At 72.5% G+C, this 14,892-nt stretch carries 14 protein-coding genes; all 14 read right to left on the minus strand.

The features are described 5' to 3' along the window. Window positions 1-43 precede the first annotated feature (43 nt). The 14 genes from hypE to ABZ725_RS25480 all read right to left on the minus strand — a co-directional run bounded on the left by hypE (window position 44) and on the right by ABZ725_RS25480 (window position 14,886). Window positions 44-1,135: a hydrogenase expression/formation protein HypE gene (hypE, locus tag ABZ725_RS25415; RefSeq protein ID WP_358804871.1), complete on the minus strand. Its 1,092-nt coding sequence runs from the start codon at window positions 1,133-1,135 to the stop codon at window positions 44-46. Beyond that, window positions 1,128-2,255, minus strand: a complete 1,128-nt coding sequence (gene hypD, locus ABZ725_RS25420) for a hydrogenase formation protein HypD (protein ID WP_358804872.1) — start codon at window positions 2,253-2,255, stop codon at window positions 1,128-1,130. Before hypD ends, hypE begins: the two co-directional genes overlap by 8 nt. Further along, entirely contained in the window at window positions 2,252-2,554 is a 303-nt protein-coding gene (locus tag ABZ725_RS25425) for a HypC/HybG/HupF family hydrogenase formation chaperone (protein ID WP_358804873.1), read from the minus strand. Before ABZ725_RS25425 ends, hypD begins: the two co-directional genes overlap by 4 nt. 29 nt (window positions 2,555-2,583) lie before the next feature. Beyond that, on the minus strand, window positions 2,584-4,902 hold the full coding sequence (gene hypF / locus ABZ725_RS25430) for a carbamoyltransferase HypF (RefSeq protein WP_358804874.1): 2,319 nt from the start codon (window positions 4,900-4,902) through the stop codon (window positions 2,584-2,586). Then, window positions 4,899-5,663 (minus strand): hydrogenase nickel incorporation protein HypB, encoded by a 765-nt coding sequence (hypB, locus tag ABZ725_RS25435; protein ID WP_358804875.1) that lies wholly within the window; start codon window positions 5,661-5,663, stop codon window positions 4,899-4,901. The genes hypF and hypB overlap by 4 nt, the downstream gene beginning before the upstream one ends. Window positions 5,664-5,666: 3 nt before the next feature. After that, complete coding sequence (hypA, locus tag ABZ725_RS25440; protein WP_358804876.1) at window positions 5,667-6,068, minus strand: hydrogenase maturation nickel metallochaperone HypA; 402 nt, start codon at window positions 6,066-6,068, stop codon at window positions 5,667-5,669. 233 nt (window positions 6,069-6,301) lie between these two features. After that, window positions 6,302-6,844 carry a hydrogenase maturation protease gene (locus ABZ725_RS25445; RefSeq protein WP_358804877.1) on the minus strand — a complete coding sequence of 181 codons (543 nt, stop codon included), beginning with the start codon at window positions 6,842-6,844 and terminating at the stop codon, window positions 6,302-6,304. Next, complete coding sequence (locus ABZ725_RS25450; RefSeq protein WP_358804878.1) at window positions 6,841-8,256, minus strand: hypothetical protein; 1,416 nt, start codon at window positions 8,254-8,256, stop codon at window positions 6,841-6,843. Before ABZ725_RS25450 ends, ABZ725_RS25445 begins: the two co-directional genes overlap by 4 nt. Then, window positions 8,253-8,927 carry a DUF6084 family protein gene (locus tag ABZ725_RS25455; RefSeq protein ID WP_358804879.1) on the minus strand — a complete coding sequence of 225 codons (675 nt, stop codon included), beginning with the start codon at window positions 8,925-8,927 and terminating at the stop codon, window positions 8,253-8,255. Before ABZ725_RS25455 ends, ABZ725_RS25450 begins: the two co-directional genes overlap by 4 nt. Further along, on the minus strand, window positions 8,924-9,547 hold the full coding sequence (locus ABZ725_RS25460; RefSeq protein ID WP_358804880.1) for a DUF5947 family protein: 624 nt from the start codon (window positions 9,545-9,547) through the stop codon (window positions 8,924-8,926). Before ABZ725_RS25460 ends, ABZ725_RS25455 begins: the two co-directional genes overlap by 4 nt. Next, complete coding sequence (locus tag ABZ725_RS25465; RefSeq protein WP_358804881.1) at window positions 9,544-10,074, minus strand: hypothetical protein; 531 nt, start codon at window positions 10,072-10,074, stop codon at window positions 9,544-9,546. The genes ABZ725_RS25460 and ABZ725_RS25465 overlap by 4 nt, the downstream gene beginning before the upstream one ends. Further along, on the minus strand, window positions 10,071-11,852 hold the full coding sequence (locus ABZ725_RS25470) for a nickel-dependent hydrogenase large subunit (RefSeq protein ID WP_358804882.1): 1,782 nt from the start codon (window positions 11,850-11,852) through the stop codon (window positions 10,071-10,073). Before ABZ725_RS25470 ends, ABZ725_RS25465 begins: the two co-directional genes overlap by 4 nt. 128 nt (window positions 11,853-11,980) lie before the next feature. Then, window positions 11,981-13,039 carry a hydrogenase expression protein HypE gene (locus tag ABZ725_RS25475; RefSeq protein WP_358804883.1) on the minus strand — a complete coding sequence of 353 codons (1,059 nt, stop codon included), beginning with the start codon at window positions 13,037-13,039 and terminating at the stop codon, window positions 11,981-11,983. A 155-nt stretch (window positions 13,040-13,194) separates the two neighbouring features. Beyond that, window positions 13,195-14,886: an enoyl-CoA hydratase-related protein gene (locus ABZ725_RS25480; RefSeq protein WP_358804972.1), complete on the minus strand. Its 1,692-nt coding sequence runs from the start codon at window positions 14,884-14,886 to the stop codon at window positions 13,195-13,197. Between the last annotated feature and the right edge of the window lie 6 nt (window positions 14,887-14,892).

Genomic DNA, 14,892 nt, shown 5'->3' on the forward strand with positions numbered 1-14,892 from the left:
GGGCCGGAGCGGCGGGGCCCGACGCCCATGGGCGAGGCCGCTCTCAGCAGATCCGGGGCAGTTGCTCCCCGATCGGAAGGTCGACCACCCGGGTGCCGCCCAGCCCGGTCCGGGCCACGACCATGCCGGGATGCGCCGCGACGGTCTCGCCGATGACGGCGGCGTCCGCGCCCAGCGGATGGGCCCGCATCGCCGCGAGGACGGCTTCGGCATGCTCGCGCGGGACGAAGGCCACCAGCTTGCCCTCGTTGGCCACGTACAGGGGGTCCAGGCCCAGGATGGCGCAGGCGTTGGCCACGGCGGGCGGGACCGGGACGGCGCGTTCCCGGATGACGACCCCCGTCCCGGACGCCTTGGCGATCTCGTTGAGGGCAGCCGCCAGGCCGCCCCGGGTGGGATCGCGCAGCACGTGCAGATCCGGGGTGACCGCCAGCATGGCGCCGACCAGACCGCCGAGCGCCGCGCAGTCGCTCTCGATCTCCACCCCGAACTCCAGGCCCTCGCGGACACTCATGATCGCCACACCGTGGACGCCGACGGCGCCGCTGACGATCACCACATCCCCGGGGACGACCCGCTGCGGGCGCAGATCGACGCCTTCGGGGACGAGCCCGATGCCCGCGGTGTTGATGAAGATCCCGTCGCCGTGCCCGGCCTCCACCACCTTGGTGTCGCCGGTGGCCACCTCGACGCCGGCGGTGCGCGCCGCCGCCCCCAGGGCCTGGGCGACCCGGGCGACCACGTCGAGCTCGACGCCCTCCTCCAGGATGAAGCCGCAGGACAGGTAGGCCGCGCGGGCGCCGCTCATGGCGAGGTCGTTGACCGTGCCGTTGACGGCGAGGTCGCCGATGCTGCCGCCGGGGAAGAACAACGGCCGCACCACGAAGGAGTCGGTGGAGAACGCCAGCCGTGCGCCGCCCAGGGACACGGCGGCGGCGTCGCCCAGCTGGGAGAGCACCTCGCCGCCGTAGGCGGGAGCGAAGATCTGCTGGACCAGTTCGGCGGAGAGGACCCCGCCGCCGCCGTGGCCCATGACCACCCGGGGCCGGTCGCGCAGCGGCGCGGGACAGGTCCACGCCTCGATGTCCAGTGCGGGGGCAGGGGCGGGGGCGGGGAGATCGGTGGTGTCAGACAACGGGGGTCGCCTCCCGGGCCTTCGCGGTGGGCAGGTCGAGCCGCCGGTAGAGGTAGTAGGCGGCGCAGGCGCCCTCGCTGGAGACCATGGTGGCCCCCAGGGGCGTCCGCGGGGTGCACAGCGTGCCGAAGGCCGCGCACTCATGGGGCTTGAGCAGCCCTTGCAGCACCTCGCCGGCGCGGCACTCGGCCGGTTCCTCGGTCCGGATGCCCTCGACCGAGAAACGGTGCTCGGCGTCGTGGTCGCGGTACTTCGACGACAGTCGCCAGCCGCTGTCCGGGATCATCCCGATGCCCCGCCAGGCACGGTCGGTGACCTCGAAGACGTCCTCCAGCATGGCCTTGGCGGCCGGGTTGCCCTCCGGGCGGACGGCGCGGGCGTAGGCGTTGTCGACGGTGTGCTCGCCGCGTTCCAGTTGGCGCACGGTCCGGCGCACGCCTTCGAGGATGTCGAGCGGCTCGAAGCCCGTCACGACGATCGGCACCCGGAACCGCTCGGCGAGCTCCGGATACTCCGCCACGCCCATGACGCTGCACACATGCCCGGCCGCGAGAAAGCCCTGCACCCGGCAGCTCGGCGAGGCCATGATCGCCTCGATGGCGGGCGGCACCCGGACATGGGACACCAGCATGCTGAAGTTGCGGATGCCGAGCCTGCGGGCCTGATGGACCGTCATGGCGTTCGGCGGCGCCGTCGTCTCGAAGCCGATGCCGAAGAACACCACCTCGCGGTCCGGGTTCTGCTGCGCGACCCGCAGCGCGTCGAGCGGCGAGTAGACGACGCGTACGTCGCCGCCCTCGCCGCGGACCTGGAACAGGTCCCGCCCGGTGCCGGGCACCCGGAGCATGTCGCCGAAGGAGCAGAAGATCACGCCCGGCCGGGAGGCGATCTCCAGGGCCTTGTCGATGACCTCCAGCGGGGTCACGCACACGGGACAGCCGGGCCCGTGGATCAACTCCACCTGTTCGGGGAGGAGTTGGTCGATGCCGTGCCGGATGATGCTGTGCGTCTGGCCGCCGCAGACCTCCATCAGCGCCCACGGCCTGGTCACCGTGGCGTGGATGTCGTCGAGGAGCCGGCGTGCCAGGTCCGGGTCCTGGAACTCGTCGATGTACTTCACTGGTTGCTCACCTCTTCCACCGGGCCCGCGCCCGCCTCCGCCGCCGTCTCCCAGGGGTCGCCGAACTCCTCCTGGAGCAGGCCGAGTTCGGCGAAGAGTTCGAGGGTCTGCTTCGCCGACTCCTCGTCCAGCCGTTGCAGGGCGAACCCCACGTGGACGATGGCGTACTCGCCGACCCGGAGGTCCGGCAGGTACTCCAGGCACACCTCCTTGACCACCCCGCCGAAGTCGACGGTGGCCATCCGGGTGCCGTCCCGTTCCTCGATGTCCAGCACTCTGCCGGGTACCGCCAGGCACATGGGCCTCTCCTCGCTGTGGCGCGTCTTGGTCAGTCGGTGGCATCGGTGGCGTCGCCGGCAGCGGCACGGGCGGCCACTATCAGCTGGCCCAGGGCCAGCCCGCCGTCGCCCGGCGGCACCAGGCGGTGCCGCAGGACCGTGAAGCCGTCCTCGCGCAGCAGGGCGGCACAGGCCGAGGACAGCAGCGTGTTGGCGAACACGCCCCCCGTCAGGGCGACCGTGTCCAGCCCGTGCCGCTCACGCGCCCGCCCGCACACCCGCCGCACCAGGCCCGCGACGCCCCGGTGGAACCGGGCCGCGACCAGGGCGGGTCGCACGCCCGCCCGCAGGTCGGCGACGATCGCCGCGAGCACGGGCGCCGGGTCGGCCTCGACGGGGCCGTCCCCGGGCGAGCGCAGGCCGAAGACATACGCCGTCGTGTCCCCGGCGGGTGCGCCCAGTGCGGCGTTCTCCAGCTCGACGGCGGCCTGCGCCTCGTATCCGGACCGGTGGCACACCCCGGCGAGCGAGGAGACGGCGTCGAAGAGCCGGCCCATGCTGGAGGTGGGGACGCAGTTCAGCTCGCGCTCCAACTGCCTTTCCAGGACGCGCAGTTCGTCGGGCGGGCAGACGGCCGTGCAGGCGAGGTCGGCCGACCGGCCGAGGCCGGCTGCCCGCAGATGCGCCAGCGCCATGCGGTACGGCCGACGCACCGCCGCGTCGCCGCCGGGCAGCGGGACGTAGGCGAGATGCCCGAACCGTGTGTAGCCGTCGTAGTCCGCCAGCAGGAACTCGCCGCCCCACACGGCCCCGTCGTCACCGTGACCGGTGCCGTCGAAGGCGACGCCGATCACCTGCCGGCCGCCGTCCAGCCCGTGTTCGGCCATGGCGGCGGCGATGTGGGCGTGATGGTGCTGGACGCGTACGACGGGTCGGCCGGCCGCGTTCCGGTCGGCCCACTGTGCGGAGCGGTATCCGGGATGCCGGTCGGCCGCCAAGGTCTCGGGCCGCACGCCCGTGATGGGCTCCAGCTGCGCCACCGCGCGTTCGAAGGCGACCTGGGTGCCGAGGTCGTCCATGTCGCCGATGTGCGCCGAGAGCCACGCCCTGCGGTCCGCCCCGAGACAGAAGACGTTCTTCAGGTCGCCGCCGACGGCGAGGGCCGGCCGGACGGGCAGCGGCAGGGTGACCGGCAGCGGTGCGTAGCCGCGGGAACGGCGGATCACCAGCGGCTCCCCGTCGCACACACGGACCACGGAGTCGTCGCAGGGGACATGGATCGGCCGGTCGTGCACGAGCCAGGCGTCGGCCAGGTGAGCGAGCCGCTCCAGCGCCTCGGCGTCGTCGATGACGATCGGCTCACCGGAGACGTTCCCGCTGGTCATGACCAGCAGCCGAGGGCCGGCCGGGTCGCCGGGCAGGCCGAGCAGCAGGTGGTGCAGGGGCGTGTACGGCAGCATCACGCCGAGGTCGGGACTGCCGGGCGCGACGGCCGCGGCGACCTGCGACGCGCGCCGGCGCAGCAGCACGACGGGCCGGGCGGCGTCCTCGAGGAGCCGCCGTTCCTCGGGGCCGAGGCGCACCAGGTGCTCGACGTCGTCCGCGCTCCTGGCCATGACCGCGAACGGCTTGTCCCCGCGCGCCTTCCTGAGCCGGAGCCGGGACACGGCGTCGTCGTCCGTGGCGTCGCAGGCCAGGTGGTAGCCGCCCAGCCCCTTCACGGCGAGGATCGCACCGCGCGCCAGCAACGCCCGCGCCTCGGCGACCGGATCGCCTCCCGCGCCCGCGCCGACCAGCCGCACCCTCGGCCCGCACTCCGGGCAGGCGACCGGCTGTGCGTGGAAGCGCCGGTCGGCCGGATCGCCGTACTCGCGGGCGCACTCGGCGCACATCGCGAAGGCGGCCATCGTGGTGTTGGCGCGGTCGTAGGGGACGCCCGTGACGATGGTGAAGCGGGGGCCGCAGTGCGTGCAGTTGACGAAGGGGTGCCGGTAGCGCCGGTCGGCCGGGTCGGCCAGCTCGGCGAGGCAGTCGTGGCAGGTGGCCGTGTCCGGGGAGACGAGGGTGCGGGCCGGGCCGTCGCCGCGCGAGGCGAGGATGGTGAACGCCTCGCCTCCGGCCGCGGCCAGTTCCTGGTGGTGGACGGACTCCACCCGGGCCAGCGGGGGCGCCTGCACCGCGATCCGGTCGCAGAACTGGGCCACGGCCGCGAAACTGCCCTCCACCTCGGCGACGACGCCCTCCGGGGTGTTGGTCACATGCCCGACCAGGGCGAGTTCGGTGGCGAGGCCGTACAGGTAGGGCCGGAAACCCACGCCCTGCACCACGCCCCGGACGACGACCCGCCGACGCAGCGACGGGGTGCTCACGAGGGGACGTCGGCCAGGTCGCCGCCGACCGCCTGCGGATGCGGGTGCGTATGCGGGTGCGCGTGGGCATGCGGCGCACGGGCCATGACCGGCTGGTGGACGGGAGCTCCCGAGGCCGCCGCGAGTGCCCGGTCGAGGACCGCGCCGACCCCCTGCCCCCGGCGCGCCGAGGTACGGACGATCTCCACCCCCGGATTGACCTGCTCCACGTTCGCGCGGAAGGCGTGCTCGTCGAACTCGACGGCCTCGGCGATATCGGTCTTGGTGATCACCACCAGGTGGGCGAGGCCGAAGGCGGTGGGGTACTTGAGCGGCTTGTCCTCACCCTCGGTGACGGACGCGAGGACGACCCGGAGCGTCTCCCCCAGGTCGTAGGAGGCCGGGCAGACCAGGTTGCCCACGTTCTCCACGAACAGCAGCCGGGTGTCGTCGGGCAGCCAGCCCACCAGGTGCCCGGCGAGCATGCCGGCCTCCAGATGACACAGTCCGTCGGTGAGGACCTGTTTGACCGGAGCTCCCGAACGGGCCAGCCGGGCCGCGTCGTTCTCGGTGGCGAGATCGGCGGTCAGCGCCGCGACCGGCAGGGAGCGTTCCCGGGCCAGCAGCAGTTCGCGTTCGAGCAGAGCGGTCTTGCCGCTGCCTGGGCTGGACAGCAGGTTGACGATCGTGGTGCCGCGGGCCGCGAGGTTGCCGCGCAGCGCCTCGGCGCCGGCGTCGTTCTTCGCGAGTACGGCCTGCCGGAGGTCGACGGCACGACACATGGTTCAGCACTCCTCGGAGATCGGTTCGCGGGTGGGCGGCGGCGGCGCCGGATCGCCGTCGTCCCAGCGCACGCCGACGATTCTCAGCTCCCGGCCCGCGAGCAGATCGGTCTGCGCCCCGCCGCACGCGGGACAGGTCAGCCGGGGCGGCATGCCGACGGCCCAGGAGTGCGCACAGGACGTGCAGCGGGCCCGTCCGGGCACCGCCTCGGTGACCAGTTCGGCGCCTTCCAGCAGGGTTCCGGCACAGGCCAGCTCGAAGCAGAAGGCGAGCGAGTCGGGTACGACGCCGGCCAGTTCGCCCACCTGGAGCCGGACCGAGCGCACCGCCGTGACGTCTCCGGCCTCGGCGGCGGCCGCCTCCACCTGGTCGATCACGGCGAGCGCCACGGACATCTCGTGCATGGGTCGGTCTCTCCGTCCTCCCGGAACCGACTTCATTACAGGTGCGAGGTGCGGATCCGGCGGCCAGGCACGCCGTGACCGGTCGGGTGGGTACGCCGTTCGCCCCACCCGACCCCTGGTTCACATCCGCCGGATCCGTAGATAGCGCCGGACGTCGGGGAGCACCTCGACGACCACGACGGCCACGACCAGGGCCGCCCCACCAGCGATGATCTTCTTCATCCCGTCTCTCCTCAGGTCGAGGCCCCATCGGTCGAGGCCTGCGCCACGGGCGGCTCGACGCCGCCCCGCAGCAGCTCTTCGATCAGCCGCACGGCCTCGGGCACGGCGTCCGACACCGGGGCGCTGAGGCCGATGCCCTCCGCCACCGAGGCCGGCTCGCAGCCGACGATCAGGACGCGCCGCGGCGGCTCGCCCCCGGCCCCGGCGCACAGGGTGGCCAGCAGCGCCAGCACGGCGTCGGGGGTCATCCGATGGCCGTCGATCGCGGGCGCGGCGCCTTCGGCGGTGTCGCCGGGGCCCTCGTGCTCGATCAGGTACAGGGTGCCGGGGGCCTCGCCGCGTGCCGTGGCGTCCAAGAGGACGAGGGTGTCGTAGCCGTCCAGAAGCTGGTAGGCGAGGTGCACCCCGCGCACGCCGATGTCCACGACCTCGACGTGCGGCGGCAGTCGCCGTTCCGTCCGTTGCCGTTCGGCCAGTCGGCGCGCGGTCTCGACGCCGAAGCCGTCGTCGCCGAGGAAGATGTTGCCGATGCCGGCCACGAGGATCCGGGTCATGGCCGGTCCTCCAGGGGGAGGATCTCGTCCGGCTGGAAGTAGAGGTAGCGGCCCTGTTCGCGGCGGATGTCGGCGCCCGGGTCGCCTTCGACGGTGACCGCCAGGTGCACCGTGCCGTCGACGTCGTGCAGCACCGCCTCGACGGTCGCGGCGCGCCCCTGGAGGAACAGGTCCTGCGCGTCGGTGTGGCGCAGGCCGGGCCGCAGCTCGACGCGGCTGCCCCTGCCCACCGGCCGGCCGGCCACCACGACCGTGTCCTGCTCGGGGTCGAAGCCCGCGTCGCTCGCCGGGTCCCACCAGGGGGTGTCGGGACGCTGCACCCCGTGCTCGTCGGGGAAGCCGGGCGGCTCCCCGGTGACCTCCCGCAGGCTTCGCACCGCGCCGTGCAGGCGTTCCAGGACCTCCGGCGGCATCGAGTCCGCGAGGTCGATCACCGCGGCGGCCCGCTCGTCGGTGCCCCGGGCCTCGCGCTTCTCCTCGTCGGTGAGGGCGGCGGTGCGCAGCGCGAGGATCTCGTCGATCTCGGTGGCGTCGTAGAGCGTGCCCGGGCTCTCGGGGGCGATGGCCGGGTGGTCCTCCAGGATGATCGGCGAGGAGAGCACGAGGTCGGCGCGGCCGGGTTCGCCCGCGAGCACGGGCCAGGTGTGCAGGTTGCGGCACGCGGCGGCGGCGCCCTTCGCCCACTCGGGGGGATCGGTCATCGACAGGAACGATCCGGCGCTGAGCGCCATGAGGAGGTGCGCGGACACCAGGGAGTGCGGCAGCGCCGCGTCCCGGTCGGCGCCGCGTCCCTCGGGAGCCGTCCAGTCGCTGGTGTTCTCCACGACCGCGGTCAGCCGCAGGGTCCGGTAGGGGCCGTCGAGTTCGCGGGCGGACAGCCTGATCCGCCCGCTGATCTCCTCGCACCGCCGCACCAGTCGGCCGACGGTGCGGCCGGCGGCGTCCAGGACCGGTTGGGCGTCCTCCCGGGCGGGCCGTCGGAAGGGGTGCGTGACGCCGTCGCCGAGCAGGTCAGCCACTTGCGCCACGACCTCGACGCGCTCCTCGCCGCCCTCGTCCCAGGGCACCAGTACCCGGTCGTCGAGGTGGAGTTCGGGGACCGTCTCGTAGCCGCCGTCCGAGCGGATCCGCTGCACGGTGCGCCGCCGGGCGTGCAGGAAGCGTGCCTCGACCGCGAGGGTCGCACCCGCCTTGGGTTCCATCAGGCACTCGGTGTACTGGAAGTCGTGCTCCTCGCACTCGGCGCCCCAGCCGGGCGGCACGAGCACCCCGAACTGCCAACGCAGCCGGTTCTTGGCCGCCGAGGCACGGTACGGGTAGAGCACATAGCCCTCGAAGAGCACGGCGTCGGCCACCTGCCGGGCGAGGGCGAACCGCTCCTCCGTCTCGGGGGCGAACGCGGTCACGGTCACGGGTCGGTCCTTCCGGTGAGCGCACGGAACGGGTCGCGCACGGACGGGTCGGCGTGGTCCAGCAGCACCTTCAGCGTCGCCTCCCAGGAGGGCAGCGCGTGCCGGGAGCGGTAGGCGAGGAGGGCGTCCATGGTGTCGCTCGGGAGTCGGATCCAGCCGCAGCCGGGGAAGTGCTGTTCGAGCATCTCCCGCCAGACGGTGACCGGCATCCGGAAGGCCGCCTCGCGGTCCCACGGGACGGGCTCGACCTGGAAGCCGCCGGCTCCGGTGAACGCCGTGCCGGAGAAGAGCATCAGCAGCGGGACCTCGCCGTCGGCGAGGGCGGTGAGGTAGCGGGTGGCGGCGATGTCCATGTCGTAGGTGCAGGGGACGACGAGATCGACGTCGGTCTCCCCGGTGAAACTGGGCACCATCACCGACACCTGCGCGAACTGCACCGGCTGGAGCGTGCTGCCCCAGCGGGAGCGTTCGCCGAACAGGTCGCTCAGGCCGTCGGCCTCGGCGGGCGCGTAACCGCGACGGGCGGGTTCGATGCGGAGCTGGCAGCGCAGCGCGAGGGCGTGCACGGGGGCGTTCCCGGAGGCGGTGACGCGCAGCCGGAAGACGAGGGTCGGGCCGGCCGCGTACCGGTCGGCGCGGACCCCGGTGCAGGCGAAGGAGAACTCGGTCACGGTCGGACCGCCTCCTCCACCGGTCGAGCCTGCCGGCGGACGTCGTCGAAGAAGGCGTCCAGCGCGGCCCGGGCCTCGGCCCCGCCGTCGAAGCCCTGCCACAACAGCCGCATACGGCCGACGAGTTCGTAGCAGATGTCGATCGGGACGAGATGGCACTCGATCCGGCCCTCGGCGCGACGCAGGAGCAGGGCCTCGACGTCCGGTTCGAGGAGCTCTGCGAGCCGGCCGCCGCCGAGGACCTCGGTCCAGGTGGCCGGTTCGAGTTCGCTCTCGGTGGCGCCGGCCGGACTCGGGTAGAGGGCGACCAGCCGGTCGAGGGCGGCGTTGCGGAAGAAGAAGGCGACGCCGACCGGGATCTGGAGTGCGTCCCACGCACCGTCGTCGAGGCGGTGGGAAGGGTCGGTCAGATACCGGTTCGGGACCGCGCGGAAGCGGCCCGCGGCGGCGCCGGGCGCCTCCATCAGCAGCGCGCAGGCGGTGCAGGCGCAGGCGAGGGCGCGTTTCTCGGTGTCGACGAGGTGGCGGTGGTCGTCCGGCACCGCCGCTGCGCACAGTTCGCACCGTTCGGGCCGCGGCGGGCGCTCGATGAGGAATCTGCGCAGGCCCAGCGCGTTCATCGGCTCCCCACCGGACCGGAACCGATCTGGAGCAGCGCGGGCGCCGACTCCACGACTACCTCCGTGACCTCCGGCGCGAAGCAGGCGAGGGCGGCCCGCGCCGCCTCCTGGGCGTCCGCTCCGGAGCCGCATCCGCAGCCGCCGGCGGCCCGTGAGCGCAGCCGCAGGGCGCCGCTCGCCGTGTCGAAGTCCACGGCCTCCAGGCCGTGTTCGCGCACGCTGTCGAGGGCCCGGGCGATCCGGGCGTCGCGGTCCTCGGGGTGCAGGTCGTGCAGGACGAGCAGGCTCGCGACCAGTTCGTCGCCGAGCAGCGTCCCCGGAATGCCCCCGGGCGCGGCGGACAGCAGTTGGAGGACGCGGGCGAGGCCGGAGCCGTAGAAGTCCATGAGGGACCGGACGAGTTCCTCGGCGGCGGCCGCCGCGGTCGGGTCGCCGCTCGCGGTCAGCCGGTCCAGGACCTCCTCGATCCGGCGCCCGGTCTGCTCGGCGTTCGCCGGGCGCGTGGCCGCCGATGTGCTCGCGCTCATCCGCCGAGTCCGCTCAGGCCGGTGGGCACGTGCATGGTCTTCACCGTCTTGCCGCCGCCGACGTACATGTGGACGCCGCAGGGCAGACAGGGGTCGAAGCTGCGGACGGCGCGCATGATGTCGATGCCCTTGAAGTTCTCCGGGGTGTTCTCCTCGAAGATCGGGGTGTTCTGCACGGCGTCCTCGTAGGGGCCGGGCGTGCCGTAGGAGTCACGGACGCTGGCGTTCCACGGGGTGGGCGGGTACGGGTGGTAGTTGGCGATCTTGCCGTCGCGGATCACCATGTGGTGGGAGAGGACGCCGCGGACCGCCTCGGTGAAGCCGACGCCGAGCCCCTCGTCCGGGACCTCGAACTTCTCCCAGGTCTGGGTGCGTCCGGCGCGGACCTCCGCCAGGCCCTTCTCGGCGCAGTGCAGGGCGACGGCGGCGGCGTACGCCTGGAAGTAGGTGCGGGCGCGGTTGCGTTCCAGCGCGTTGGACCACTTCGGGATCTTCCACTCGAAGGTGGTCTCCGGCTTGGTCATGGTGCGCGGCAGGTTGATGACCACGCTGTGGCCGGTGGCCTTGACGTACCCGATGTCGACGAGCCCGGACAGGGCGGTGGACCACAGGCGGGCGATGGGTCCGCCGCCGGTGTCCAGCGCGAGGTGGTCCTTGCCGTCGAACCAGCGCGGGGACATCACCCAGCTGTACTTGTCGTCGAAGTTCCGCTTCTGCGGGGCGGGGATGGTGTGCTGGTTCCACGGGTGGCGCGGGTCCACCGGGTTGCCGAGCGGGTCGTGGGTGACGAACTGCTCCTGGCCCTGCCAGTCCTCGTAGTAGGAGCTGCCCAGCAGGATGCGGATGCCGAGGTTGATCTCGGTGAGGTCGTTGGTGACGAGCTTGCCGTCCACGATGACACCGGGCGTGACGAACATCCGCCGGCCCCAGTCGGTCATGTTGGCGTAGGTGAAGTCGCAGTACTCGGGGTCGTTGAGGGCGCCCCAGCAGCCGAGCAGGACGCGGCGGCGGCCGACCTCCTCGTAGCCGGGCAGTGCCTCGTAGAAGAAGTCGAACAGGTCGTCGTGCAGGGGGACGACGCGCTTCATGAACTCGACGTACCGCATCAGACGGCTCGTGTAGTCGGTGAAGAGCTGTACGGAGGCGATGGTGCCGACACCGCCCGGGTAGAGCGTGGAGGGGTGCACATGGCGGCCCTCCATCAGGCAGAACATCTCCCGTGTGTACCGGCTGACCTGGAGGGCCTCGCGGTAGAAATCGCCTTCGAGGGGGTTCAGGGAGCGCATGATGTCGGCGATCGTGCGGTAGCCGTGCTCGGCGGCGTGCGGGGCCTCGGTGCGCTCGGCGAGTTCGAGGACGCCGGGGTTGGTCTCCCGGACCATCTTCTCGCAGTAGTCCACCCCGACCAGGTTCTCCTGGAAGATGTTGTGGTCGAACATGTACTCCGCGGACTCGCCGAGGTTGATGATCCACTCGCCGAGGTGCGGGGGCTTCACGCCGTACGCCATGTTCTGCGCGTACACCGAGCAGGTGGCGTGGTTGTCACCGCAGATGCCGCAGATGCGGCTGGTGATGAAGTGCGCGTCGCGGGGGTCCTTGCCGCGCATGAAGACGCTGTAGCCGCGGAAGACCGACGAGGTGCTGTAGCACTCCGCGACCCGCTTCTGCTTGAAGTCGATCTTCGTGTGGATGCCCAGGCTGCCCACGATCCGGGTGATCGGGTCCCAGGACATCTCCACCAGGCCGCTGCCGTCGCCGGCCGCCTTCGTCCTTGCCATCGTCTTTGCCGTGCCCTTCGTTGCGGGGGGTATCGGGTGTGGGGGTGCCCGAAGCAGAAGCGGGTCAGGGTCGGATGTTCCGGTGCGTCGGAGTTCCGGTGCGTCGGGTGCTCAGGTGCGGTGGCGTGTCACCACGGGGGCCGGTAGCCGGTGGTGATCTTCTCGCCGGTGCGGCGCCACTTGGGTTCCTTGTCCAGCGTCTTCGCCGTGATCGTGCGCATCCGTCGGATCACGGCGCCGTAGGCGCCGCTGGCGGTGGTGGAGACCTTGGCGCCGGGGGGTTCGTCCATGAACGGCATGAACTTGTCGGGGAAGCCGGGCATGGTGCAGGCGATGCAGATGCCGCCGACGTTCGGACAGCCGCCGATGCCGTTCATCCAGCCGCGCTTGGGCACGTTGCACTTGACGACCGGACCCCAGCAGCCGATCTTGACCAGGCACTTCGGCGAGTCGTACGTCGTCGCGAACTCGCCCTGCTCGTAGTAGCCGGCGCGGTCGCAGCCCTCGTGCACGGTGGCCCCGAACAGCCAGGTCGGACGTAGCTTGTCGTCCAGCGGGATCATCGGGGCGGAGCCGGCCGCCTGGTAGAGCAGGTAGGTGAGCGTCTCGGCGAAGTTGTCGGGCTGGATCGGACAGCCGGGGACGCACACGATCGGGATGCCGGCCTTGGACTTCCACTCCCAGCCGAGGTAGTCCGGCACGCCCATGGCTCCGGTCGGGTTGCCCGCCATGGCGTGGATGCCGCCGTAGGTGGCGCAGGTGCCGATGGCGACCACGGCCAGCGCCTTCGGCGCGAGCCGGTCGATCCACTCGCTGGTGGTGATCGGCTGGCCGGTCTCCGGGTTGTCGCCGAAGCCGCACCAGTAGCCCTCCGGCTTGATCGCCTCGTTGGGGACGGACCCCTCGACGACCAGCACGAACGGATCGATCTCGCCCCGCTCGCCCTTGAAGAACCACTCGATGAACGTGTCCGCGCCGCCGACCGGACCGCACTCGAAGTCGATCAGCGGCCAGTGCACGGCGATCTTCGGCAGCCCTGGCAGCACACCGAGGACGATCTCCTCGATGCTCGGCTGCATGGCCGCCGTCAGCGCGACCGAGTCGCCGTCGCAGCTCAGCCCCGCGTTGATCCAGAGGATGTGGATCGTGGGTGTCTCTTCGGCCGTCTTCGGCGCCGCCTCAGTCATGGGATCGCCTCCTGGGGAGGTATGGGATCAAGGCGAGCATTCGCCCTAAATGTTCTGCGGAGTCCTACATGTTTCTTCGTATCAGCCGTTCGGCCGCGACGAGACGCCATGGGGGGCCGTTCCGGTGAATCTGACGACGGACGGCCCGGAGTGGTTTAGGCGAGATGCGGCGGGGTGTGCCGGGGGCGTTCCTTGCGGACGAAGGCCCGGCGCAGGGCGTGGTACGGGGCCTCCGGGTCGTCGAAGGTCTGCCGCATCCGGGCCAGCTCACGCTCCCGGAACCCGGCGAGCGGGGCCGCGCTCTCCCGCAGCTCCAGCTCCCTCTTCTTCGCGGCGATCCGGGCCTCCGTCGCCGGCAGCCCGGCCAGATACGCGGCCAGGCGGCGGACGTCCGCGGCGAACGCGTCGGGACCGGCGTCCACCACCAGGTCGACGAGCCCCAGCTCCTCCGCGCGCGCCGAGCTCACCGGCAGCATGTCCCGCACGAGCCGTTCGGCCACCGCCGGACCGACCCTGCGGGGCAGGGTGTACGTCCAGTACTCCGAGCCGTACAGGCCCAGCAGGCCGTAGTGGGGGTTCCACACGGCCCCGGAGCGGCACCACACCTCGTCCGCCGCCAGGGCGAGCATCGCCCCGCCGGCCGCGGCGTTGCCCGCGACGGCGGCGACGACGAGGCGGTCGGTGGTGGTCAGCACCGCCTCGACGAGGTCGTCCATGGCGTTGATGTTGGCCCAGGACTCGGCGCCGGGGTCGTCGGCGGCCTCGATGACGTTGAGGTGGATCCCGTTGGAGAAGAAGTCGCGCTCGCCCCCCAGTACCAGTACCGAGGTGGGGCGGGCGCAGGCCTCCCGGTAGGCGCGCAGGAGGCGGTGGCACTGCTCGGTGCTCATGGCGCCGCCCGGGAAGGAGAACGAGAGGCAGCCGACGCTGCCGTCCTCCCGGTAGCGGATGTCGGTCCACCCGGGGCCCTCCGCGTCGGGCAGCGGGGGCGGGGCGTGCTCGGGCAGGGGCGGCAGCCGGTCGCCCAGCGCCTGCACGGCGGGGAGCCTGAACGTGGGCGGCTGCCCGGGCAGCCGGCGCGGCCTCAGCTCGGGGATCCACACCGCGCCGTCCGTGGTGGCCCGGCAGATCGCCCCGGCCCGGGTGGCCAGCAGCTCGCCCGGGCTGCCGCGCAGCACGCCTTCGGCGTGACCGCCGTGCAGATACCATTCGCCGCCGAGCAGCACGTCGAGCACCCCGGGCTGCGAGTCCGCCGCCCGCAGCTTGCGCACGACGGTCCGGGTGGAGTCCTCGGCCCAGTCGATGCGCCGGACACTCTGGTCGAGGTAGGGGCGGACGCGCAGGAGGCCGTCCCGGGCGCAGAGCTCGCTCTGCCGGCGCGGCACATGGGTCCCGCCGGCGAAGCGGTCCACGGCGAGGAGGACGGCTTCGAGGGCGGCGTCGGCGATCTCGCCCCGGTACAGGTCGCTCTTGGCGACCGGGGGAACCCGGCACGCCACACAGGCCCATACGTCGCCCGCGTCCATCTCCCCGTCGGCCTGCAGAACGGTGACGGCCCACTCGTCGACGCCCTCGTGGATCGCCCAGTCCAGCGAGGAGGGTCCGCGGTCGCCCACCGGCCCCGGATGCACCACGAGGCAGGTGTACGCCGTCCACACTTCCTCGGGGATCGCCGTCTTCAGTATCGGCGCCACGACGAGCTGCGGGTCGTGCCGCCGGACGGCAGCCGGCAGCGAGCCGTCCGGGAGGGCGAGTTCCACCGCCACGCGGTGGCCGCGGTCGCGGAGCTCGGCGTGGACTCGCTGGGTGAGGCTGTTGAACGCGCCGGCCACGAGCAGGATGTGCACAGCTGT

The sequence above is a fragment of the Streptomyces sp. NPDC006872 genome, assembly GCF_040635845.1.
GTDB lineage: Bacteria > Actinomycetota > Actinomycetes > Streptomycetales > Streptomycetaceae > Streptomyces.